Here is a 25371-nt window from a genome sequence, read left to right as displayed (position 1 = left end):
GTTTCGAGTTTCGAGTTTCGAGTTTCGAGTTTCGAGTTTCGTAAAGTTAATTTTATTATCAGCCTTTGCAAGTATAAATAGCTTATTTGTCGCTTTATCTCGTAACTCGTAACTATCGTTCTTTTAGCTCTTTATTCGCAACTCGAAGCTCGTCCCTCGTAACTAAAAACTATTGTTCTTTTATCTTTTTACTCGCCACTCCTTTCTCACAACTCGCAGCTCAGTTCTCGCTTCTCGCAACTAAAGACTATTGTGCTTTTTTGCTATCTAACTTAAACGCAATCGCCATAACAATTGCGCCGGCAAATACCATAGGTAATGATAACCACTGTCCCATCGACATACCTAAGGTTAATAAACCTAAATGGTCGTCTGGTTGACGGAAGTACTCGACAATAAAGCGGAAACAACCATAACCTAATAAGAACAATCCACCAGCAGAGCCAACTGCGCGTTTAGAGCGGGTGTACCAAAATACAATAATGAATAAAACAATACCTTCTAACACAAACTCATACAGTTGTGACGGGTGACGCGGTAATGGACCTGCACCTGGGAATACAATCCCCCAAGGAACATCCGTGGTTCTGCCCCATAATTCACCATTTAAAAAGTTACCAAAACGTCCAGCGCCCAATCCGATAGGCACTAATGGCGCAACAAAGTCACCAATTTGAAATAAGGTTAGTTTGGTTTTTCTAGCAAACATGATCAATACAAATATGACCCCTAACAACCCGCCATGGAATGACATGCCACCTTGTTGGATTTGGAACAGATACAGCGGATCTTGAAGAAACAGCTCAAATTGATAAAAGAACACATAACCCAGACGTCCACCTAGTACTGCGCCCATAAATCCATAAAAGATTAGATCGCTAACTTGCTGTTTAGTAAATGGAGAACGGTTAGCTTTCACTTCACGCATTGCTAAGAAATAGGCAAAACCTAATCCAATTAAATACATCAAACCATACCAACGGATTGCCACTGGCCCTAACGACACAATAATAGGGTCAATTGCTGGGAAAATAATAGGATCTGCTAACACGAATACAACCTCAACTTTATTTTTATAAACTGTTTAGTTTTAATTAACTTTACTTAAACACGACTGTTTTACAGTTAAATGAATCTTTTAAACTATTTGTTCAAGCTAATGCTTAGGCTAACTGATCAAATAATAACTTAGTGGCGACCACCATCATAAAGATGGCAAACACTCTTTTTAACTGAACTTGATTTAACTTATGCCCTACTTTTACTCCCAACGGAGCCGTAAAGTAAGAGAACAACATAATAACTAACGCGGTTGGCCAATGCACATAACCGGCAAATTGATTGCTGTCAGTCCAACCATGGCCACTAATGAAATAACTAACGGAACCGAAAATAGCCACTATCATTCCACATGCTGCCGCTGCGCCAATCGACTTTCTAATATTTACGCCAACAACGGTTAGGTAAGGAACTAATATGGCACCGCCACCTAAACCAGCAATAGCGGCTAAAAAGCCAGTAAACAAACCACCGAACGCTAATACTTTATTAGACGGTAACTTATCAACGTCTGCATTGGTTTTTCTGCCAGTGACAATTTGCAGCGCTAAGACAAATAGTAAAATGGCAAACACGCTGGTTAATAAGGAGCTCCCCATCCAAATCGCGACATAAGGGGCAACAACCGAACTAATTGCTACAGCAACAGCAATTGGTAATGTTATTTCTTTATGCAGATTGCCTCTTTTATAATGACTTTTGGCCGATGAAAATGCGGTGACCACAATAGTCATTAATGACGTTGCAACTGCAATAATAGCGACATTATCTGAATTAACTTGGGGTAATAAAGGCAACAAATACAATAAAGCAGGAACTAAGACTATCCCACCACCAATACCCAATAATCCAGACAAAAAACCTGCAATTATGCCAAGTATTGGGGCTATGTATAATATCTCTAACAAAATCTGTACTGCCTATTTTGAAGGTAAACCGTGCTTTTAATAAACTGCTTCACGTCTACGTTATTTACCAGCTCGTAATATACCTGCGGCACCAATATTTAACATATATCGGTTCACTCTAAATTTAACTTGATCCGGACGAATACAATTTAAAACGTCATCGGCTAATTCAGTTAACTGTTCTGAATTGGTTTTTTTCAGTACCCATTTAACTCGTAATAAGTTTTTGGTGTTCATACTTAATTGAGTAAAGCCCATACCCGCTAACAACATAGCGCCGCCGGGATCGCCTGCTAATTCACCACAAACACTACATGGAATACCAATTTCTTTGGTGACGTCGGCAATCATTTTAATCGCGTTTAATACGGTTGGATGAAATGCATCGTATAGATTAGCGACTTTGTCATTATTTCTATCAACCGCTAATAAATACTGAGTTAAGTCATTGGTACCAATAGAACAAAAGTCGACTTTACCTTTAAGGTGCCTTAACTGAAATAACATAGATGGTACTTCTAGCATCACACCAAATTTAGGTTTTGGTACAACAGCGCCAGCGTCAGCATCTCTGAGCTCGTCTTGAACTTCTAAGTACGCTTGATTAAACAATCTGCGGGCTTCATCAATTTCACCGATATCAGAGATCATCGGTAACATAATATGTAAATTGTCGGTAAATACGTTGGCTTTGATCATAGCGCGAATTTGCACTAAAAATATTTCAGGATGGTCCAGCGTTAATCGAATTCCACGCCAGCCCAAAAATGGATTATCTTCAATGATTGGGAAATAAGGTAACTGTTTATCACCACCAACATCTAACGTACGCATAACAACTGGCTTACCAATAAAGTCACTCAGAACTTGTTGATACAAGAGTTGTTGCTCTTGTTCCGATGGAAAACGCTGGCGCATCATAAATGGATATTCGGTACGGTATAAGCCAATACCTTCTATATGTTCTTGCTCTGCAAACTCGCCATCAAAGCCCATTCCTGAGTTGATAGATAAGAAAATACGTTTACCGTCTGCCGTTTCTACTATTTCGTCCGACTCTAGTTTTAACTGGTTAGCAAACTCTAAATCTTCCGACTCTAAATTTTTGTACTCTTCAACTATCGCTTCGGTAGGGGAGGTAAATACTTGTCCGTTGTAACCATCAACTATGATGTCTACGCCATCAAGTTGCAGTAACGGAACATCTCGTAATCCCATAACCGCAGGAATACCCAATGCTCTTGCCATAATAGCTGCATGAGAGTTTTCCGCACCTTTAATGGAAACGATACCTTTAATTTGATCTCTTGGTACTTCCGCCAACATGGACGCGGTAACTTCTTCGGCAATAATAATAGCCGCAAGTGGAATCGTTTTGTGTTGAGACGACGCATTGGTTAAGTGTTTTAGCAGTCGTCGGCCTAAGTCTTTAACATCAACAGCACGTTCCCTAATATAAGGGTCTTCCATCTTTTCAAATTCAGACACATAACGTTCCACCACAATTTTAAGTGATGAAACCGCACACCAATTCTTATCAATTTTTTCTACAACTTCATTACCTAAACTCGCGTCTTCTAATAATTGTAAATAAATATCAAATATCGCTAACGCTTGTGTTGGCAGATGCGCCGACATGCGTTCCGCCATTTTTTTAATGTCAGCACGCGTGGCCTCTACCGCATTAAAGTAACGTGTTTTTTGGAATTCTGGATTTGACACTTTTCGTAAAGAAACATCTGACAAATCAATTTCGGTTTGTACTAAGTAAGAATGCCCAATACCAACACCCGATGAAGCCGACACACCTTTTAACACTAAAGCGTTGTTTTCATGTTCAACATAAGTTGACTCTGACTTCATCCTCAAGCTGACATTGGCAATAGATGATGCTAATTGCGCACTTAAAGTTACAAGAAAGGCTTCTTCGTCTCGGTCAAAAAATCGAGCTTGCGACTGCTGGATAGTGATAACACCCAAGACTTGGCGTCTGTGGATAATAGGCACACCTAAAAAGGCAGTAAATTCATCTTCTTGTACATCAGGAAAGTTTTTAAATCGTGGGTGACGTTTGGCATTGTGGATTTTGATGGGTTCTTCGCGCTGAGCAACCCAGCCAGTTAAGCCTTCATCAAAGCTCATTTGCGTTAAACCAATAGCTTTAGGGTTTAACCCGTCAGTGGCTTGTAAACGTAATATGCTTTGATCTGACTCAGCTAAATAAATGGAACAACAATCAGAATTTAGAGCACTTTTTATGTCAGTGACTAGAGAAGCAAGAGCCATCTCTAAAGATGGCTCCTGAACAAATGAATGAGTAATGCTTCTTAAATCATTTAACATAATTTGTAGTCAAAACGCCAAGGACAACAAAGCCATTAATAAAAACTGGCAGAACTATCCACGTTGTTTATTTTGATTATTCCTATTATAAGGCGACTTATTACCACGACGTTTATGGCGGTGGCTTGTTGGCTTATTGCCACCAGAGTCACCTTTACCAGCATTTGATTTAACAAATGGCATCACAACGCTCACAAATTCTTTCATTGCTCTGCGATAAACATCACGTTTAAACGACACGACATTTCTAATTGGATACCAATAGCTTACCCATCTCCAGTCATCAAATTCTGGATGAGAGGTTTTTAATAAATCTACATCGGATTCTTTGCAACGAAGTCGTAATAAAAACCATTTCTGTTTTTGGCCAATACATACCGGCATACTTTCACGACGGATAAGTCGTTTAGGCAACCTGTATCTTAACCAGTTTTTACTAACAGCAAGGATTTCAACATCATCCTGCTTTAACCCGACCTCTTCTTCTAACTCTCGGTACATGGTTTGTTCAGGCGTTTCACCCTCATCAATCCCACCTTGAGGATACTGCCAAGAATGTTGGCCGTATCTACGAGCCCAAAAAACTTGGCCTTTGTGGTTGCAAATCACGATGCCTACGTTGGGACGAAACCCTTCGGCATCAATCACAGTTTCACCTGTTATTATTCTTTTTTATATACTCTGATTCTTCCACAAAGGAGCCATTAGAGCAAACCAAAATTTAGCTGGTATCGTGTTAAAGTTAATTAGATAATCCCTTGTCGCATAATAATTGGTTTACTTGGTTAATTAATGAACTTTTCTCCACCACCAAAAACAATTGAAGAACTCCAACAAAGAATAGACTTAATCGCGGGGTTAACTTTAGGTGACCTTGCACAAGAGCTAAATGTTGTAGTTCCTGAGAACTTACAAGTAGAAAAAGGTTGGCCCGGTCAATTACTGGAAGCCTATTTAGGCGCAAGCGCCGGCAACTTACCCGAGCCTGATTTTCAGTTACTCGGTGTGGAATTAAAAACCTTACCAATAAATCGTGAAGGCAAACCGCTAGAAACCACCTTTGTGTCGGTGGCGTCCTTAACACAATCCAAACCAGTTAGCTGGCGTGAGTCATCCATTTATAAAAAACTACGCCATGTTTTATGGGTACCCATTATTGCAGAGCGTGATATTCCCGTACCTCTAAGACAAATTGCTACCCCGTTTTTATGGCAAATGGATGAACAGCAAGAAACAACATTGCAAACAGACTGGGAAGAATTGATGGAATTGATCACCTTTGGCCATCACGACAAAATATCGGCATTACACGGTGAAGCGTTACAATTAAGACCAAAAGCCGCCGACAGCTCAGTACGAACTCAAGCGTTTAACCAACAAGGCAAACCGATTCAAGCCCCACCAAAAGGCTTTTATTTGAGAACCAGCTTCACCAAACAAATTTTAGCAAAACAGTTTCAGCTAACTTATTAACATAATCAAAGCGATTTATATGAACGACAATAACAATAAACAAATAGAAGACGCTGAAGCACAAACATGGCAATGGTTAGACAAAGCCGTTATTGGTTTAAACCTGTGCCCTTTTGCCAAAAAACCACGTGCCAACAATCAAATAAAGTTAGTCATCTCACAAGCTGATAACAGCAACGACTTAACAAACGATTTACTCGCTGAACTTGATTTTTTAACCAATACACCAGCAGAACAAACCGACACCACCGTCATCGTCATCCCAAACTTTTTAACAGACTTTACCGACTACTTACATGTGTTAGATGTCGCCGACATGTTAATAGATCAAATGGGCTACCGCGGCACATTCCAACTAGCCAGCTTCCACCCCAACTACCAGTTTGACGGCACAGAACCAAACGACGCAGAGAACCTAACCAACACAGCCCCCTTCCCAATGCTGCATCTCATTAGAGAAGACAGCATGGAAAAAGTACTAACAAAATACCCAGACCCAGAATCAATTCCAGTGAATAATATAAAGACTGTAGAGTCGCTTAGTGAAGAACAGATGGGGGAGATTTATTCTTTTAAAAGAAGCGGTAAGCCGTAAGTTGTAAGCCATAAGCCATAAGCCATAAGTTGTAAGTTGTAAGTTGTAAGTTGTAAGTAAATAAAGCAGCTTTAAGGCTTTAAGGCTTTAAGGCTTTAAGGCTTTAAGGCTTTAAGGAAAATAAAACACCAATACCTCACTCAATTAATCAATTTTATAATGCCGTTAGAATTTATTGCATCTTAAGTTAAAGTAAAATATTGTATATTTTAATTAACAGAATAGCTGAAGGTTAGTAGCCTGAGACTCTATAAAAGGATAGTTCAATGGGTGGAATATTAACGTTACTGGCTGGTATTTGGTTATACCTTGCAGCAGTAGGAAAAGTTCAAATGAATCCGGATCAAATGAAATCAGAAGAGTGGCGTAATAAATTTGGCACCGTTTGGAAAATAGCAGCTCCAATTCTTATTCTTTTTGGTGTGTTTCGTTTATATTCTGCGTATTTCTAACTTTAGCTTTAATAAATCACATATAAAAAGGCACTTTAAATATAATTCAAAGTGCCTTTCTAAGTTAATTGATACAGCTAATTAAGACTATTCTAATTCCTTTAGAAAGTGGATATGTTCAGAAGGTAAAAATTTTGTTTCTATATGTTTTAAAAGCTTATACTTTTTAACCAATGGATATAATTTTTCATCTCCAAATGAACTCAAACAATTATAAAAAATAATGAGCACTTCATATCTTGATAACTGAGCTCTTAATAGCTTGGTATAAAAAGATTTATTCTCAATATTTACGCTACTATCCACAAACTCCAAAATATTATAAAGGATACGGAAATAACCACCAAATGCCTCACCAAAGGTATCTTCATAGAAGTTTAAGTACTTTGTATTCAAACCCTCTTTTGATTTAGTGGAATCATCAATAACTATCGTTCTCTTTTGATATGGATTCGAGTCGTCATCTTTAGTTACATCTACTTTAAGATAAGTATTTTGAAAACTACGGTAATAATGTTCAACGGCTTGCTTACCTTGATATTCCACATTACCGTATTTAATAAATTCAATATTGGCTCTATAATTATCAAAGTGTTCAAGTAGCTTAAAAAATGAATTTTCAAATCGTTGAATTGATAAGTTTTTATCTTGCGACTCTAGGGCTAAGGTTGATTTACTTATCTCACTTCTGGTTTCTTTTAGTTCATCAACTTGAAAGCGGACCGAGTAAACTAATAGTAGAACAGTTAAAAAAGTTAAGAATGGATTTATAAGCCCACCAAACAAGTCTCCTACTTGACCGATTTGATCTGGTGTAATTTCAGCCCAATACCAAAAACCAATAAATACGATCACAATAAATACGGCTGAAATTGGAACTACATAACGTGCTATTTTATCGAATGTATTCTCGTTCTTATTTTTCCGTACTTCCATTTAATTCCATCTCCTACATAACGCAAACACTCACTCTAATTTCCGCAAAGGTTTAAGTCAATTTATTGCTCGCGAACCGTAAGGTTCGTTTTGCTTTTGCTTTTGCTTTTAGCCCCACTTTAAAATATCTGTATTGAATATAACTTTTCTCAAATCGAGCGGGCATGGATGCCCGATTGAGGAAAATATTCAGGGACGAATGTTTTTCCGTATTTGAAGGTAAAAGTTACTATTTAATACAATTAGATATTTGGTGACGGGCGGCCTTTTTGGGTTACGTTTTTGGGCTGTTGCAAAAAGGTAACTCGCCGAGGGGCGAAACCTTAAAGTTCAGCTAAACGCAATTTAACAGTTATACGACTAAAACAACCTACCTAACTTCAACACTAACCTTATATTTACACTCAGCTGAAACGGCAATATCTGCGATGGCGGCCAACTCACCATTAATATAAACCAATGGAATATGATCACGCCACCATGTTGGACAACCGGTTTCTTTTAAATATTTATTTAATTTTTTATGACCTGAGTTTTTATGCGGCTGAAACATCTCGCTAAATCTCGCCCATTTAATGACAGCGGTATGCTCAGCAGCAACCTCAACTTTTATCTCTTTATAAAGCATATTCTCTGGTAATACGCTCCATTTGCCACTGCTAACCATTAATTCAACAGCACTTAAGTCTCGTGTACTTGAACCGTTAGCTTCTTTTATAAATGCGTTAGCTAAGTCATTAACTAAGTACAAATGGGTTTTGTGGGTTTTTAAAAAGCTATCAGCCACTTTTAAGTGGATATTGGTGTCTGGATTTAAATTGTTAATTTGCTGCAGCAATTCATTTAAAATGGTTAGCGCTGGATAAGTATTAATTTGACGATAAACAAACATGCGCACTACCGCTTTTTGTTTGCTTAATGACAAGTCCGTCAACGAATTAATATCTAATACAGCTTGCTGATTAAAGCCTTTAGCTAAACACGCTAAATAGTCTTGCTCAACGTATTCATTGAGTAAGTCCAGTTCCTGCTGTAACAATATGGTACTGGTGTTTATTGATTTTCCCGCTAACGGCCAGCGCTTAAAAAGCTGAGGCAAGATAGATAATCTGGCATAGTTACGGTCAAAAGCTTCGTCGCTATTGGAGTCATCTTCAACCCAAGTTAAGTCATGAGTTTTGGCAAAATCGACAATGCTTTGTTTAGGGACACTTAACAAGGCTCTCGCTAACTTAAGTTGTTTTTGTCTACCCGCAAGGTGCGGAAATAAACTAACCTCACGCATGGAAGCAAGTCCAGTTAAGCCAGAACCACGCATTAAGCGTAATAAAAACGTTTCCATTTGGTCAGACTGGTGATGGCCGGTAAACAATATTGAATGTGTATTTAATGCGTTGGCAATGGCTTGGTATCTGGCGTCGCGCGCTTGTTGCTCTAACGAGGTTCTGGACTGCGCTTGAATACTCACCTGTTGGACGATTAACCTTACGTCTTTTTGATCACACAGTACTTGTAACTTATCTTGCCACTGTTGCGCGTATTGGCTTAGACCGTGATTAACGTGTATTGCGCTAAAGTTAATTCCAGTGTTTTCGCGCAGTTGTAAAAACAAATGAAATAATGCAATTGAGTCGACACCACCACTTAACGCAACAACAAAATCTGGTTTTTCATGAGCATGTTCAAGCTCTGACTCAAGAGTGTGTTGTTTTATAAAGTGCTGTTTTGCAAAATGTTGTTCTACAAAAGAGTGTAAATGTTGCCAGTCTAAATTCACGGTTTAGGTTATTCCAATAATGTAACTGCTATAAAATACAAACAAAAAAGCCATCTAAAATGATGGCTTTGATCAATAATTACGAAGTATCGCAAAGATTTGTTTTTAAGGCTACTTTATAAAAAGTGCTTACGGTTTTATAAACTAGTATTCACCAGTTTATAAATATCCGTAACCCATTAAACGTTCATAACGTTGGTCTAATAGCTCTTCTGTAGACAAAGCTTTTAAGTCAGCTAAGTCTTCTTTAAGACGTTGTTTTAAATTAGCCGCCATTAGCTCCATATCTCTATGAGCGCCGCCAAGTGGCTCTTCAATTAAATTATCAACTAAACCTAGATCTTTAATTTTTTGTGCGGTAATGCCCATAGCTTCTGCAGCTAGTGGTGCTTTTTCTGCAGATTTCCATAAAATTGATGCACAACCTTCTGGAGAGATAACTGAGTAAGTGCTGTATTGCAACATGTTAACTCTGTCGCCCACGCCAATTGCGAGTGCGCCACCAGAACCACCTTCACCAATAACAGTAACGATAACCGGTACTTTTAAACCTGACATCACTTTTAAGTTACGTGCTATTGCTTCACTTTGGCCGCGTTCTTCTGCGCCAATACCAGGATAAGCACCTGGAGTATCAATGAAAGTGATAATAGGCATATTAAAACGCTCTGCCATTTCCATTAAGCGTAACGCTTTACGGTAACCTTCAGGTTTTGGCATACCAAAATTACGTTTGATTTTTTCAGCCGTATCACGACCTTTTTGCTGACCTATGATCATGACAGGTTCATCGTCCAAACGGGCGATACCACCAACAATAGCTAAATCGTTAGCGTAGGTTCTGTCCCCTGCCAATTCATCAAACTCAGTAAAGATACGTTCAATATAATCTTTGGTATAAGGACGTAAAGGATGACGAGCAATTTGTGCTACTTGCCAAGCGCCTAAGTCGCCAAAGATTTTTTTGGTCAGTTCATGGTTCTTTTTCTTTAAGTTTGAAATTTCATCTTCCAAACCTAAATCAAGTTCGCCACTACGGTTAACATTCATCAGCTCATTTATTTTTGCTTCTAATTCAGCAATTGGCTGTTCAAATTCAAGATAATTAAGACTCATACTTCCACCGGTCTACAGATAATATTTAATACTAGTTGTCATATCGTTGACATAACAACCCATTAGAATTCTAAGTTAGGATCAATTTCCAAGGCTTCCTTAATATCAACAAAAAGTTGATCATCAGGATTAACTCGCCAACTGGTTCCTAGTTCAATCTCTGCGATTGCCAGTTCATTTTCATAACTAATACGAACTGGAGTTGTGCCATCTTTATAAGGTAATAACAGCTTTTTTAATTGTTGCTGTATTTTATTACCCTTTTCTACACTATTAACATTCAGGTTAATACAATTAACGTATTTTTCTCTTGCCTGAGTTAACGACATAACATCGCGAGCAGTCATTGTATTGCCGTCACTGAAATTATCAAAGCTGACCTGTCCAGAAACGACGATTATTTTTCCATCTTGCAGCTGATCTTTATACATATCGTACTGTTCTGGGAAGAATCTTAAGTCTAATCTGCCGCTTTTATCGTCAATTTTAACCAATGCCCATTGACGATTTTTTTTGTTCACCAAAACTCTTACATCTATCACCAAGCCAACAAGGGTAACGGTTTGGTCACGACGTGTTGGTGTGACTTCTGACAGTTTTATCTTAGTGTAATGACGTAACTCTTTACGATATTCATTAATTGGATGACCCGTTAAAAATAAACCTAAGGTTTCTTTCTCACCTTGTAACCATTTTTTATCTGGCCATAAAGTCGCGGGTTTAAATTTTTGTTGTACATCGGCGTCATCTGTCGCTAATAAACCAAATAAATCGGACTGGCCTAAATCTATATTTTTCGCTTCTTGGTTCGCGGCTTTTAACGCATCTTCCAAGGTGGCCATAATAATCGCGCGTTGGCCTTGTGTATGTGGTGCAGGACCAATTTGATCAAGAGCACCGGCTAATACAAGTTTTTCCATTACACGTTTGTTGAGTTTCTTAATATCAACACGGGCACAGAAGTCGAATAAGTCTTTGAACTTACCGCCTTTCTCACGCGCTTCTAAAATAGCTTCAACCGGCGCTTCACCCACGCCTTTAATTGCGCCAATGCCGTAAATAATATGTTCTTGTTCGTTGACTGTGAACTTGTATGAACCAGAGTTAACGTCTGGTGGCTCAATCACTAGTTTCATGCGGTCGCATTCATCAACTAAGGTCACAATCTTGTCTGTGTTATCCATATCCGCAGACATTACCGCAGCCATAAATTCAGACGGAAAATGGGTTTTCATCCATAACGTTTGATAAGACACTAACGCATAAGCGGCTGAGTGAGATTTATTAAAACCGTAACCCGCAAATTTTTCTACCAGATCAAATATCTTGGTGGCTAGCTCTGGATCTATGTTGTTATTTTTGGCACCTTCGGCAAACGTTGCACGTTGCTTTTCCATTTCTTCAGGTTTTTTCTTACCCATAGCACGACGTAACATGTCGGCGCCACCAAGTGAGTAACCTGACATTTCCTGTGCTATCTGCATTACTTGTTCTTGATAAACAATGATGCCGTAGGTTGGCTCTAATACTTCTTTAAGGCACTCATGCTGATATTCGTGATCTGGGTAAGCAACTTCTTCTTCACCTTTTTTACGTAAGATAAAGTTATCTACCATGCCAGAGTCCAACGGCCCCGGACGGAACAAGGCAACAAGTGCGATTATTTCTTCAAAGTTATCAGGTTCTAGTCGTTTGATTAAACTTTTCATACCAGAGGATTCCAACTGGAATACCGCGGTAGTTTCTGCGTTTTTCAACATTCTAAAACAAGCTGGATCAGCCACATCTATTGACGCTATATCAATAGGTTTTCTGCCTGCTTTAGCTAATTTTGCATCGGCCATTTCTATGGCCCACTGCAAGATAGTTAAAGTACGTAAACCCAAGAAATCGAATTTAACCAGACCTGCTGTTTCAACGTCATTCTTATCAAACTGAGTGACTGGGTTATTACCTTCATCATCACAATACAAAGGCGCAAAGTCGGTAATTTTAGTTGGCGCGATTACCACACCTCCGGCATGTTTACCGGCATTAGAAGTCACGCCTTCTAACTTACGAGCCATATCAATCAGCTCTTTTACATCAGAGTCGCTGTTATATAGTTCGTTTAGTTGAGGTTCTAGTTCAAAGGCTTTTTTTAAGTCAGTGCCTGGTATCGTTGGAATGAGTTTTGAAATACGGTCAACAAATCCATAAGGATGACCAAGTACACGACCAACGCCTAATATAACGGCTTTTGCCGCTAGCGTACCAAAGGTGATAATTTGCGATACCGCATCACGGCCATACAATTCTGCCACGTGATCGATTACTTCTTCACGGCGTTCCATGCAAAAGTCGATGTCGAAATCCGGCATAGATACACGTTCAGGATTTAAGAATCGTTCGAATAAAAGTGCAAATTCAAGCGGATCTAAGTCGGTGATCTTTAATACATAAGCAACCAAAGACCCAGCACCTGACCCACGGCCAGGTCCAACTGGAATATTGTTATCTTTACTCCACTGAATAAACTCAGCAACGATGAGGAAGTAACCAGGGAAGCCCATTTCGTTGATTACGCCAAGTTCAATCTCTAATCGCTCGTCGTATTCAACACGTTTTACTTTACGGTCTTCTTCATCTGGGAATAAAAAGACTAAGCGCTCTTCTAGCCCTTCTCTGGAGATTTTTATTAAGAAGTCAGCTTCAGACATGCCATCGGTAGGACAAGCTGGTAGGAAGTACTCACCAAGCTTAACCGTGACATTACAACGCTTTGCAATTTCTACTGAGTTTTGTAGCGCAGAAGGAATGTCGGCAAATAGCTCACACATTTCTTCTTCAGTTTTAAGGTATTGTTGTGGGCTGTAGTTTTTGGGACGCTTCTTATCATCTAACGTGTACTTTTGATGGATACAGACTCGAATTTCATGAGCGTCAAAATCCTCTGCCGACATAAATACCACGTGGTTGGTGGCAACAATTGGAAAGCCAGTTTGCTCAGCAAAGTCTAATACTTGATCATTATAAATGCGTTCTTCAGGACGCCCTGTACGATTCACTTCAATAAAAAAATGGTCTTGAAAATGAGTTTGATAAGGCTCGATAATTTCTTGTAGTAACTTGACATTGTTTTTGGCTAAACCAAAGGCTATATCGCCTTGGTCTGCACCAGATAAGATGATCACACCTTCTTTGTGTGCGATTAGCCAATCTTTTTCAATAATCGCTTTACCACGCACAGAGCCTTTTAAATAGGCATTTGAGATAAGGTCGGTAATATTCTTATAACCAGCATTATTTTTGGCTAACAAGGTTAATCTAAATAGTGGTTCATCGTCTTTTCGTTGAACCCAAACATCAACACCAATAATTGGTTTGATACCTAAACCGTGTGCACCTTGGTAAAACTTAACCAAACCACATAAATTCATTTGGTCGGTTAATGCAATCGCTGGCATTTTTAAATCGGCGGCATTCGCTAAGATTTTTTTAACCTTAGTGACACCATCCATCATAGAGTAATCGCTGTGAACTCTAAGATGTATGAATTTAGGATCATTACTGGGATCAGTATTGGAAGCTTTGATTTCTGACATATTTATTAATAGTTATCACTGTTATTGGTCACAATTTAGTGACGGTATTACTTAAATTTAGCTGCTGTTCTAAGTGCTATTTAGACTCTATGTAGCTGATATTAACGCCGCTAGCACTGCTCCATACTGCAATAGTACGGCGCTGACACTGTAATAGTGCTGCAATAATTATTTTAAACCAAGTGCATCTTTAACAGGTTTAAATGATTGTCTATGTTGAGGGGTTGGACCGTATTTAGCAAGCATTTCAAAATGTAATTTTGTTGGATAACCTTTATGTTTGGCAAAACCAAATTCTGGGTAAACTAAATCGAGTTCTTTCATCTCGTTATCTCTGTGCACCTTAGCTAAAATAGACGCGGCGCTAATTTCAGCAACTCGTAAGTCGCCTTTTACCAGAGCTTCAGACGGCATAGGTAATTCAGGACAACGATTACCATCGATTAATACAAACTCAGGTTGAATCGGTAAACGCGCTATCGCACGAGTCATAGCTAGCATAGTAGCGTGTAGGATATTAAGTTCGTCAACTTCGTGTGCATCAGCTCTAGCGATAGACCAAGCTAGCGCCTTTTCTTTAATCTCTATCGACAAAGACTCACGCTTTTTCTCAGTTAATTTTTTCGAGTCCGTTAATCCTTCGATAGGGTTATTGGGATCTAATATCACAGCAGCAGTAACAACGGCTCCAACTAAAGGACCTCGACCAACCTCATCAACGCCTGCAATTAATTGGTAGTCTGGGTAAATATATTCAGGAAATATTTTCTCTGCTTTTTTTGTCGTTGTTTTAGTTACAGCTTTAGCCGCTGTTTTATCCATTGTTTTAACCAATGCTTCAGCCCCTTTATTTGCTTGAGTCATTAACTGGCTTCTTATGATCGATTAACTGCCATATAGAATCTGCAGCTCGTTTACTGGCATCTCGTTTGATAGATTGATGAATGTCGGTAAACGTTTGTTTTAATGTCGTTTGAGGTTCCCACAACATAGGTTTTATGTGTTTTATAATATTGTCTGTGGTTAAGTCATTTTGAATTAACTCAGGCACTATCATCTTTTGTGCTAATAAATTAGGTAATGTGAAGTACGGCGTTTTTATCATTCGACTGAATATTTGGTAACTTAACCAACCTACTTTATAACCTGCCACCATAGGTGTTTTCATTAACATGGTTTCAAGCGTTGCAGTTCCAGATGCTAATAACACGGCATCGGATGCAGCCATTACCGCTCTTGCGTTAGCAATGGACAGGGTTACGTTTAAGTCTGCGTACTCTGCATTAATGATATTACCAATAAGCACGCCACGGTTTTCATTAACCGCAGGCACTAATATTTTAAGCGCTGGAATTTGTTGTTTGAGTTCTCGCGCTGCGTCTAAAAACGGACGTAACAATAGTTTGATTTCAGAGCCACGGCTGCCCGGTAACACACCGAGTACTTTATCGTCGACCGATAACCCGAGTTCTTCGCGATATGTCTGTTGTTGATCTTCTAGCGGTACTTGGTCTGCCATGGTGTGACCAACAAAGTCACACGGCATATTATGATCATCGTAAAACTGTTTTTCAAATGGCAATAAAGCTAATACTTTGTCGCAGGCTTTTTTGATTTTATGGATTCGCGATTGACGCCATGCCCAAACTGATGGGCTAACATAATGCACTGTTGGAATGCCATGCTGTTTTAAGGCGAGTTCCAAACCTATATTAAATTCTGGCGCGTCGATACCAATAACAACATCAGGCTGCCAATCTAGTAAGTCTAATACCAATTGTTTACGTTTTTTTAATAATCGTGGCAGACGTTTTAATATTTCGACTATGCCCATAACGGCAAGTTCTTCCATGTCGAATAGAGTCTCGCAACCTAAGTCCATCATTTTAGGACCTGCAACGCCTTTAAATACAATAGACGTTTCTTGGTTTTGTTGTTTGGCAAGATCCAAAAGCGCCGACATTAAGTCAGCGCCTAAAATATCACCCGAATGCTCTCCGGCAATAATTGCTATTTTTATTTGTTTCATACTTGCTCTTTGATAGGCCCAGTTTATAACTAGGCTATTTAATTAACGTATGATGCCTCGTGGCGAGTCGATTATAAATTGTTTTAATGCCGTAATAGCTTCGCTTGCATCTGGTATATTCGCTAATGCTTCATCTACAGAGTTTCCTTTACGGTATAACTCTTTGTAAGCACGTTTAATCGCAAGTATATCTTCTGAAGAGAAACCTCTACGCTTAAGACCTTCGGAATTTATTCCGTGAGGCTTGGCACTTTGGCCAGACGCTAAAACATAAGGAGGCACATCTTTAACTACCATAGAATTTAAGCCGCAAAAACTATGAGCACCTATATGACAAAATTGATGAACACCAACCATACCGCCTAATATTGCCCAATCACCAACATGTACATGTCCGGCAATGCTCGCATTATTAGCAAAAATAGTATTATCGCCAACCATACAATCATGGGCAATATGTACATAAGCCATGAGCAAGTTATTGCTGCCGATTTTAGTTAAACTTTGGTCTTGGATAGTGCCGCGATGAATAGTCACGTTTTCACGAATAATATTATTGTCGCCTATCTCTAATCGAGTAGGTTCGCCATTATATTTTTTATCCTGACAATCTTCTCCCACGGAAGAGAATTGAAAAATTTGGTTGTTTTTACCAATGATTGAAGGGCCTTTAACCACAACATGAGAGTGGATAACTGTGTTATCGCCTATCACTACATCATCGCCTATATATGACCATGGTCCAATAGAAACGTTTTTGCCTAACTTGGCACTGGGGGATACAATCGCAGATTCGTGGATCAAATTATACTCTCAACTTCTCAACTGTTAGTTATTCACAAACAATTGATAAAACTATTTTTTATCAATTCGTTATATTCTAACGTAAAATTAGCATAGGTAAACTGGGAGTTTACCTATTTTATTAATTTTCTTAACAGAACGTTTATTTACAATACTCTGCGAGCACACATGATTTCAGCACAAGCCGCTAATTTGCCATCAACAAACGCTTCCCCGCTGAATTTCCAAATACCTCGACGCTCTTTTATAAACTTCACGTGGAAGTGAATTTGGTCGCCAGGTACTACAGGCTGCTTGAAACGAGCTTTGTCGATTGCAGCAAATAAGTACAATTCGTTTGGATCAACTTCACCTTTTTGAGCTTCAATGGTTTTAAACCCTAACAAACCAGTTGCTTGAGCCATAGCTTCTAGTATTAAAACACCTGGAAATACAGGTCTGCCTGGAAAATGTCCGGTAAAGATAGGTTCATTAGCCGTTACATTTTTGATTGCGTGTAGCGTCTCGCCAACTTTATAATCCAATACTCTATCTATTAACAACATAGGATATCTATGTGGTAGATAAGACATTATTTCTTCAATTTCAAACGAATTTAGTTGCTCAGACAAGGCAATCTCCTTTTATATGTGCTCAGGCATTCTGACCACATTACTTATTTTCTAATTTTTTAACTCGGTCAAATAACTCAGTGAGTTTTCTGTATCGAGCCGTATTATTGCGCCATTCTTTATTTGTTGTTGCCGGCATTCCTGAAGAATAAACCCCAACTTCTTTAATATCTTTCATAACAAAGCTTCTACCTGTGATAAACGCTTTATCGACAATGGTAAGGTGACCACTGATAGCGCAAACGCCACCTATAGTCACATTACGACCAATTTTAGTGCTACCCGCTATCATAGTGCCCGCAGCAATTGCGGTGTAATCACCAATTGATACGTTGTGACCAATCTGAATTTGGTTATCTATGATCACACCTTGACCAATAACTGTATCGTCAATTGCACCACGGTCAATTGTTGTTGAGGCTCCGATTTCGGTATTGTCACCAATAGTGACGCCACCTAGCTGAGGGATTTTAATCCAATGCTGGTCGCCATCAATTGACTGTGGAGCGTATCCAAAACCGTCTGCACCTATTACACTATTGGAATGTACGGTACAGTTTTTACCTAATGTAACACCGTGATAAATCGTAGTATTTGGCCACACTCTTGAGTTATCGCCGAGCATTGTACCCCGACCGACAAAGCAACCTGCTCCGATCTGTACGTTTTCACCAATAACCGCATCATCTTCAACCACAGCATTAGCTGCAATCGAACAATTCTTAGACACTTTAGCGGTAGAAGAAACCACCGCGGATGGATGAATATTCATTGGCTGTTGTGGCGTATTATCCAAAACCTGTGCAACGACCGCAAAACCCACGTATGGATTTGACATAACTAATGCAGAGCCTGACCATGCATCGAGTTCACTCTCTGCAAGGATCACAGCACCTGCTGAGCAATTCTCTAGGTGTTTTTTGTATTTAGCATTTGCTAAAAATGTAATGTCTTTGCTACCCGCTTTATCTATAGTCGAGATTTTATCTATGTTTGTTGTTGGGTCTCCAACAATCTCCACGGTAATACCTGAAAGCTCTGTAATTTTTTTTGCGAGTTGTTGTAACTGATATGACATAAACGCTCCTCTAATGCTCAACGGGCAATATAATACTCTAATTGATTTAGTATGCTGTATAAATTAAAAAAACCCACTATAGAGCTATAGTGGGTTTTAAAATGTACTTTTTAAATTAAAGTTAGATTAATTTAATTTACTAACTTTCGCAGCTACTTTTTCTGAAATATCTAATTCAGGTTTAGCAAATGCTAAGCTTTGTGCATTTAATACAACATCTATCTTATCTTCTGCTGCAACAGCAGAGATAGCTTGTTGAATTAGAGCGAAAATCTTATTACGTTCTTCCGTTTGACGACGACGTATTTGTTGCTCTAATGGCTGTGCTTTAGCTTGATATGCTTTCTGTAATTCTTCAACTTGAGTACGTAAAGTTGTTTTTTGCTCATCACTCATTGTCATAGATTCACGTTGGAACTTTTCCATGTTGAATTTAATATCACTTTCAAGCTTTTGAATTTCTTCAGTCGCACCAGCAAATTCATTAGTCAATGTTTGTTGCATTGCCGCAGTTTGTGGAATTTTGCTTGCTACTAATTGCATATTTACCACAGCCATTGTTTCAGCGAACGCTGAGGCCGAAAAGAAAATACCTGCAACTAATCCTAATAAAGCTTTTTTTGTTATTGTCATTTTATACTCCATAAATATTGTAGGACCTTTAATTAAAAAGTGGTTCCAATGTTAAAGCTGAAAAATTCGTGTTCATCACCGTCATATTGTTTAATTGGTTTAGACCAAGTAAAGACCATAGGTCCCATTGGGGATAACCATTGTATTGACATCCCAGCTGACGATCTATAAGTCCCAGGGTCAGAATAATCGGTTAATACATTTTGTTGCGAGTCAGATAAATTAGAATAATTATCCAAATCGAACTCAGTGTCCCATACATTCCCCGCATCAACGAAGAATGACGTTCTTACTGAATTTGAAAACTCATCACTCAAAAATGGTGTTGGAGTTATTAGCTCTAAACCACCAAAGAATGAGGCATTACCGCCAGTTGCACGATATGTCGTAGCTATAGTATCAAAATCATCACCAAGCACAACAGTACTTGTACCACCGAACGCATCAGGTCCGCCAGCAACACGACTTTTGGTTCTAATTATACCTTTAGGGCCAATAGTATTACTTTCAAATCCTCGCAAATCTGTTGAACGTTGTTGCATATTTTCCCAAAATGGCAGTGTTTGATCATTACCATCTAACTTGCCATAACCGTTACCATAGTTCATTTCTAAACGCGTTAAGAAAGTCCACTTATGGCTTTGACTGAGTGGAAAGTAAAATTTAGAGTCAAAGTTAATTTTATAGTATTGAACATCTGAACCTGGTATAGACGCTTTCATACCTAGATATTGACTTGAACCATCTGATGGAAATACGCCACGGTTAAGTGTAGAGCGGCTCCAACCAAGACTTGCTTCTACATTTTCAAATTTAAATTTAGCATCTGGGTTATTCGGGTCTAAAAATGAATCAGAGAATGTTTTAATTTGGTCATAAGGCTGCAATTGGGATAACTCTAGGTTGTTATAATACAATCCGACATTAATACGATTATTTTCCATTACAGGCCAACTTAAGGTTGGTCCAACTACGACTTTTTTCTGTGAATATGAAACTAAGTTTACTTTGGAAGCATCATAATTACTGAAAGAAATTTGACCACCTAAACTCACACCATCATCTGTAAAGTAATTATCTGTATAATTTAATGAAATGGTTTGTTGCGCCGTCCACGTATTAACTGATAGACCAATTTGGTTACCCATACCCAAGAAATTATCTTGTTGTATGGCTGCATTAAACGCAAGTCCAGTATAGTCACCATATGATATACCAGCCTGGAATGAGCCTGATGGTTGTTCTTTTATCTTAAATACGACATTTACACCATCATCGACACCTGGTATTTCGTTAACAATAAAATCAACAGTCTCAATATATTTTAATCTTTGTAGGTAACTTTTAGATGCTTCAAGTAAATCATTAGATAAGGTTGAACCTTCAAACTGACGTAGTTCACGTCTTAAGACTTCATCTGATGTACCAAAGTTGCCTTCAAACGTTATACGTTTAACATAAACACGTTTGCCTGGGTCAACGGAAATAGTTAGTGCAACTTCTTTGGTTTCTTCATTTAAATCTGGGATAGTTTGAACTTTAGCGTTGGCATAGCCAAAACGAGATAAGTATCGAGTGATCATTTCTTCGGTATAAGTGATCACATCACCGTCATATAACTCGTTAACTTGAATAGGCACTATTTTAGTTAAAAACTCTTCCTGCCCAAGTAAATCACCAATAAACTCAAAACCAGTCACTGTATATGGTTCATCTTCGTCCACGTTAAATGTGATATAAACCGCTTCTTTATTTGGGTCTACCGAGACTTGTGTAGATTCAATATCGAACTTCAAGTAACCTCGAGCTAAATAATGATCACGAATGATTTCAATATCACCTTGTAAAGCTTGTTTTTGATACCTGTCGTTGGAAGTGAACTGCCACCAATCTAAATTAAATTTAGATTCAATTTTTGTTAACAGCTCTTCGTCAGTAAATACTTTATTACCTACGATATTAATTTGTTTAATTTTTGCAGCGTCGCCTTCTTCAAAATCAAAATTAAGACGTACACGGTTTCTTGGTAGGTAAGTTATTTTAGCTTCAACTGTTGCATTATATTTACCAACGCTGTGATAAAAGTCTGTCAGGCCAGTTTCAATATTACTAATTATGGTTCTATCTAATGATTCACCAATGCGAATATTACTGTCATCTAAACTCGATTGCAGTTGCTCATCTTTTATATCGCTATTGCCCTCAAACTCTATTTCACTAATCGTTGGGCGCTCGGTTACAAGATAAATTACAGTATCACCATTACGGAAAACCTTTACATCAGAAAAGTAACCTGACTTAAATAAGGCTTTAATAGATTGACTAATCACATATTCAGAAACTTGATCACCAACAGAAAAAGGAACATTGGTTAACGCGGCACCTAAGGCAACGCGTTGTAAACCTGTTATTTGAATATCTTGAACTTTAAAATTTTGACTATTTGCCGAGGTAAACCAACTCACAGAAAAAAGGACAATACTAACTACGATGTGTTTCATTATTTTATAAATTCCAATACTACTGACTACAACAGGCCAAATTAAGTAAGTTTACAACCGACCAAAATCATTAATAATGGCGATACCCATTATCATCATTAATATAAATGCTCCGATTTTGAAGCCCATTTCTTGCACCCTCTCAGAGACAGGTTTACCGCGAATTAGTTCAATAATAAAATACATTAAGTGCCCACCGTCCAATACAGGTAATGGTAAAAGATTGACGACACCTAGATTTATACTAATTAATGCAAGAAATTTAAGAAAGTTAACTAAGCCACTCTCAGCGCTTTGTCCAGCACCTTGAGCAATTGAAATCGGACCACTTAAGTTGTTTAATCCAATATCACCAGTAACTAATTTTCCAACCATTTGAAAAGTTAGGCTAATAAATAACCAAGTCTGTTCAACTGATTTTTTCAATGCAGGAAAAATACCATATTGAACATCAAATACATAGCCTTTTGGCCAATTCTCTACATCAGGTGCAACGCCTAAATAACCTTGGCTAAATCCATCTTTTGTTGGTCTATTCTCTGGTGTAATACTTAAGGTTAAATTTTGTCCATTTCTATCAATAATAACCGTCATCGCTTTTTCTGCGTTGCTAGCTATTATTTCAGTTGCTTCTTGCCATCCTGATAAAGCTATCCCGTTGATTGACAATAATTTATCATGCACTAGCAAGCCACCAACTTGAGCTGGAGAGCCTTCAGCAATAAGAGCAAGTGTTAGCAAAGGTGTTGGTCTGTAAGGTTGAATTCCAAGCCCTTTTAGAACTTGTCCATCTTCAATTCCCCAACCATTAGCTTTAACTAATAAATTTGTCTGGTCGTTGTTTCGTTCAACTATTAAGTCAAACGACTCTTTTCCAACTTGTTCAATTAATGCGAAATTTGCACTTTCCCAACTTGATGTCTCTTGTCCATCAATCGATAAAATAACATCATTGGCCATAACACCTGAATTTGCAGCAATAGACGATTCATCAACTTTGCCAACAACAGGTTTTACGGCTTTGCCACCCATCATAAATACAGCAAACAAAACCACAATGGCAAAAATGAAATTGGCCATAGGCCCTGCGGCGATAACAGCGATTCTTTCTAATACGGTTTTATTATTAAAAGCAGTTAGCTTATCTTGCGGTAATACTTCATCAATACGCTCGTCTAACATACGAACGTAACCACCTAATGGAATAATGCCCACCACAAAGTCAGTGCCAGACTTGTTACGCCAGGTATAAATTGGCTTACCAAATCCAACTGCAAATTTTAATACCTTGATGCCGTTTTTCTTAGCAACCCAGTAATGGCCATATTCGTGAATGAATACCAAAATACCTAATGCTAAGATAAAACTAAATAGATTCCAGATAAAGCCTGTCAAAAATAACCTCTATAATTGGGAGATCAAGCCGAGTGCGACTTCTCTAGTTTGTTGATCTAATTCTAATATATCGTCTAACGTTATCGGGCTAGATGAGCCTAACTGCTCTAAACATAATTCATTTAGTGTTGCGATATTGTTAAATGATATTTTTCGATTTAAAAAGTGTGCGACTGCTATTTCATTACTCGCATTTAAAACCGTGGTGGCGCCTTGTCCGACTTTTGATGCCTCTAATGCTAATCCTAAATTAGGGAAACGAGAGAAATCGGGAGCGCAGAAACTAAAGTCAGCCAATTGTGTAAAATCTAAAGGTTTAACACCAGACTCAATTCGTTCAGGAAAAGACAAAGTGTGGGCAATTGGAATGCGCATATCAGGTTGGCCCATTTGCGCCAACACAGAACCATCAGAGTAACTCACCATTGAATGAATAATACTTTGTGGATGTATCACAACATCAATCTGTTCAAAGCTCGCATTAAACAATAACTTAGCTTCAATGAACTCTAAACCTTTGTTCATCATGGTAGCGGAATCAACTGAGATTTTGGCCCCCATACTCCAATTAGGGTGAGCAACCGCCATTTCAGGTGTAATTTGAGAGAATTCGTTTAACTGCTTAGTTAAGAAAGGTCCACCTGAGCCAGTTAAGAGTATCTTCTCAACACCAGCATCAACTAATGCACCGCCGGATTGAACACTTGACGGCATAGCTTGGAAGATTGCGTTATGTTCGCTATCTACTGGCAACAGGATGGCATTACTTTCAGCTACCGCTGATAAAAATAAATCGCCACTCATTACCAGAGCTTCTTTGTTTGCTAATAATATACGTTTGGAATGTTTTGCTGCGGTTAAAGTAGGCTGTAAGCCTGCCCCACCAACAATGGCCGCCATTACGGTGGTCACTTTTGGCTCTGAGCAAACTTGTAATAAACCGTCAGTTCCAGATAACACGTCGACATTAGAGCCTAACGTTTTTAATTGTTCATGTAATTGCTGAGCGCTTTTTTCATCAGCCATAACGGCAATACTAGGTTTATATTGCTGACACAATTCAATCATGCCTAATACATTTGTATTACCTGTAATGGCATAGAGATCAAATTTATCGGGATGTCTTTTTATAACATCCAGTGTTGATAAACCGATTGAGCCAGTAGCACCTAGTATCGTAATGGTTTGCATATACGAGGAACGATTAATTGTAGTAGTGAGTAAAAAAGACCAAAAACACAGGCATAGCTGCAGTTAATGAATCAATTCTATCCAGTAAACCACCATGGCCTGGGAAAATATTCCCACTGTCTTTTATCCCTGCATCGCGTTTCAACATGCTTTCGCTTAAGTCCCCAAACGCTGAAATAACACCAATGACAACACAACAAATGATCATCACAGGCCAATTTTCAAAAGACACATTTTGGTTCCACAAAACGACTAACGTTAAGATCACAACAGCAACAATACCGCCAATAAAGCCTTCAATGGTTTTACCTGGACTAACATTTGGCATCAACTTACGTGCACCAAAACGTTTGCCAGAGAAATAAGCGCCTACGTCGGCAGCCCATACAATACCAAAAACAAATAAAGCTAACCAAGCACCAGCATTGAAGTTAATAGCGTGATCCCATTCTCGTAGAGTGACTAACGCTAACCAGGCTGGAATTAGAGTGAAATAACCAAATGAAGATTTTACGATACAATTGTGTTGCCATACTCGTTTGCCTCTAGGGTAAATAAGTACTAGCACTGAACTTATCGCCCACCAAATACAGGCAATAAACATCAGGTTATAATTTTTTTCTGTCAGACTGCCAGTGAGTGTCCATAAACTAGAGTCTAAATAAAGCAGGTAGATAGCACCACCGACGCCCATCAAACCTGCAGAATACACAAGCTGATTAACTTTACTTTTTATTTCAGCTAATTTACTCCACTCATAAGCGCCATAACCAAATATTGCTAAAGCTAACCAAGTGAATACTTCCATTGGCACATAGAACAAAATAGCCAATAAGATGACGCCCAAAACGATGGCTGTGGTAATTCGTTGTTTTAACAAACTGAA

Annotated in this window: 21 protein-coding genes; 3 read left to right on the top strand and 18 right to left on the bottom strand. The window is 38.5% G+C overall.

The genetic code is table 11. The annotated features are described in order from the left end of the window. Positions 1 to 247: 247 nt before the first annotated feature. From lgt to rppH, 4 genes are all read right to left on the bottom strand, one after another. Positions 248 to 1051, bottom strand: coding sequence for a prolipoprotein diacylglyceryl transferase (lgt, locus tag BTO11_RS08350; RefSeq protein ID WP_105052179.1), 804 nt, complete (start codon positions 1049 to 1051; stop codon positions 248 to 250). 112 nt (positions 1052 to 1163) lie between these two features. After that, a complete protein-coding gene (locus BTO11_RS08345) occupies positions 1164 to 1967 on the bottom strand; it encodes a sulfite exporter TauE/SafE family protein (RefSeq protein ID WP_181135873.1) in 804 nt (267 codons plus the stop codon). A gap of 60 nt (positions 1968 to 2027) precedes the next feature. Then, positions 2028 to 4310: a phosphoenolpyruvate--protein phosphotransferase gene (ptsP, locus tag BTO11_RS08340; protein ID WP_105052177.1), complete on the bottom strand. Its 2283-nt coding sequence runs from the start codon at positions 4308 to 4310 to the stop codon at positions 2028 to 2030. A 54-nt stretch (positions 4311 to 4364) separates the two neighbouring features. Continuing rightward, positions 4365 to 4958: an RNA pyrophosphohydrolase gene (gene rppH, locus BTO11_RS08335; protein WP_105052176.1), complete on the bottom strand. Its 594-nt coding sequence runs from the start codon at positions 4956 to 4958 to the stop codon at positions 4365 to 4367. Positions 4959 to 5102: 144 nt separating this feature from the next. Between rppH and mutH the strand changes: the two genes are divergently transcribed. The 3 genes from mutH to BTO11_RS08320 all read left to right on the top strand — a co-directional run bounded on the left by mutH (position 5103) and on the right by BTO11_RS08320 (position 6830). Beyond that, entirely contained in the window at positions 5103 to 5783 is a 681-nt protein-coding gene (gene mutH / locus BTO11_RS08330; protein ID WP_105052175.1) for a DNA mismatch repair endonuclease MutH, read from the top strand. A gap of 19 nt (positions 5784 to 5802) precedes the next feature. Then, positions 5803 to 6378 (top strand): DUF1415 domain-containing protein, encoded by a 576-nt coding sequence (locus tag BTO11_RS08325; RefSeq protein ID WP_105052174.1) that lies wholly within the window; start codon positions 5803 to 5805, stop codon positions 6376 to 6378. A gap of 266 nt (positions 6379 to 6644) precedes the next feature. Next, positions 6645 to 6830: a hypothetical protein gene (locus BTO11_RS08320; protein WP_105052173.1), complete on the top strand. Its 186-nt coding sequence runs from the start codon at positions 6645 to 6647 to the stop codon at positions 6828 to 6830. Between the two features lie 87 nt (positions 6831 to 6917). On the opposite strand, the gene BTO11_RS08315 is transcribed toward BTO11_RS08320, so the two are convergent. From BTO11_RS08315 to BTO11_RS08250, 14 genes are all read right to left on the bottom strand, one after another. Continuing rightward, entirely contained in the window at positions 6918 to 7766 is an 849-nt protein-coding gene (locus BTO11_RS08315) for a putative phage abortive infection protein (protein ID WP_105052172.1), read from the bottom strand. 370 nt (positions 7767 to 8136) lie between these two features. Then, the gene (tilS, locus tag BTO11_RS08310; protein WP_105052171.1) at positions 8137 to 9543 is read right to left on the bottom strand and encodes a tRNA lysidine(34) synthetase TilS; all 1407 of its coding nucleotides are present in this window, start codon (positions 9541 to 9543) and stop codon (positions 8137 to 8139) included. 159 nt (positions 9544 to 9702) lie between these two features. Next, positions 9703 to 10659, bottom strand: coding sequence for an acetyl-CoA carboxylase carboxyl transferase subunit alpha (gene accA, locus BTO11_RS08305; RefSeq protein ID WP_105052170.1), 957 nt, complete (start codon positions 10657 to 10659; stop codon positions 9703 to 9705). A 62-nt stretch (positions 10660 to 10721) separates the two neighbouring features. Continuing rightward, positions 10722 to 14243: a DNA polymerase III subunit alpha gene (gene dnaE / locus BTO11_RS08300; RefSeq protein WP_105052169.1), complete on the bottom strand. Its 3522-nt coding sequence runs from the start codon at positions 14241 to 14243 to the stop codon at positions 10722 to 10724. A gap of 168 nt (positions 14244 to 14411) precedes the next feature. Next, positions 14412 to 15065 carry a ribonuclease HII gene (gene rnhB / locus BTO11_RS08295; protein WP_229793330.1) on the bottom strand — a complete coding sequence of 218 codons (654 nt, stop codon included), beginning with the start codon at positions 15063 to 15065 and terminating at the stop codon, positions 14412 to 14414. 25 nt (positions 15066 to 15090) lie between these two features. Next, complete coding sequence (lpxB, locus tag BTO11_RS08290) at positions 15091 to 16272, bottom strand: lipid-A-disaccharide synthase (RefSeq protein ID WP_105052167.1); 1182 nt, start codon at positions 16270 to 16272, stop codon at positions 15091 to 15093. Positions 16273 to 16314: 42 nt separating this feature from the next. Further along, complete coding sequence (gene lpxA / locus BTO11_RS08285; protein ID WP_105052166.1) at positions 16315 to 17076, bottom strand: acyl-ACP--UDP-N-acetylglucosamine O-acyltransferase; 762 nt, start codon at positions 17074 to 17076, stop codon at positions 16315 to 16317. A 146-nt stretch (positions 17077 to 17222) separates the two neighbouring features. Further along, the gene (fabZ, locus tag BTO11_RS08280; protein WP_105052165.1) at positions 17223 to 17687 is read right to left on the bottom strand and encodes a 3-hydroxyacyl-ACP dehydratase FabZ; all 465 of its coding nucleotides are present in this window, start codon (positions 17685 to 17687) and stop codon (positions 17223 to 17225) included. 40 nt (positions 17688 to 17727) lie between these two features. After that, positions 17728 to 18765 carry a UDP-3-O-(3-hydroxymyristoyl)glucosamine N-acyltransferase gene (gene lpxD, locus BTO11_RS08275; protein ID WP_105052164.1) on the bottom strand — a complete coding sequence of 346 codons (1038 nt, stop codon included), beginning with the start codon at positions 18763 to 18765 and terminating at the stop codon, positions 17728 to 17730. A gap of 126 nt (positions 18766 to 18891) precedes the next feature. Further along, positions 18892 to 19398, bottom strand: a complete 507-nt coding sequence (locus tag BTO11_RS08270; protein ID WP_181135872.1) for an OmpH/Skp family outer membrane protein — start codon at positions 19396 to 19398, stop codon at positions 18892 to 18894. A 32-nt stretch (positions 19399 to 19430) separates the two neighbouring features. Then, positions 19431 to 21899 carry an outer membrane protein assembly factor BamA gene (gene bamA, locus BTO11_RS08265; protein WP_105052162.1) on the bottom strand — a complete coding sequence of 823 codons (2469 nt, stop codon included), beginning with the start codon at positions 21897 to 21899 and terminating at the stop codon, positions 19431 to 19433. A gap of 51 nt (positions 21900 to 21950) precedes the next feature. Continuing rightward, positions 21951 to 23294, bottom strand: a complete 1344-nt coding sequence (rseP, locus tag BTO11_RS08260) for a sigma E protease regulator RseP (RefSeq protein ID WP_105052161.1) — start codon at positions 23292 to 23294, stop codon at positions 21951 to 21953. Between the two features lie 9 nt (positions 23295 to 23303). After that, positions 23304 to 24485, bottom strand: a complete 1182-nt coding sequence (gene ispC / locus BTO11_RS08255; protein ID WP_105052160.1) for a 1-deoxy-D-xylulose-5-phosphate reductoisomerase — start codon at positions 24483 to 24485, stop codon at positions 23304 to 23306. 13 nt (positions 24486 to 24498) lie between these two features. Beyond that, a complete protein-coding gene (locus BTO11_RS08250; RefSeq protein WP_105052159.1) occupies positions 24499 to 25365 on the bottom strand; it encodes a phosphatidate cytidylyltransferase in 867 nt (288 codons plus the stop codon). Positions 25366 to 25371 lie beyond the last annotated feature (6 nt).

The organism is Psychrosphaera saromensis (assembly GCF_002954545.1).
Classification (GTDB): domain Bacteria; phylum Pseudomonadota; class Gammaproteobacteria; order Enterobacterales; family Alteromonadaceae; genus Psychrosphaera; species Psychrosphaera saromensis.
This window is presented reverse-complemented; position numbering and strand designations above follow the sequence as displayed.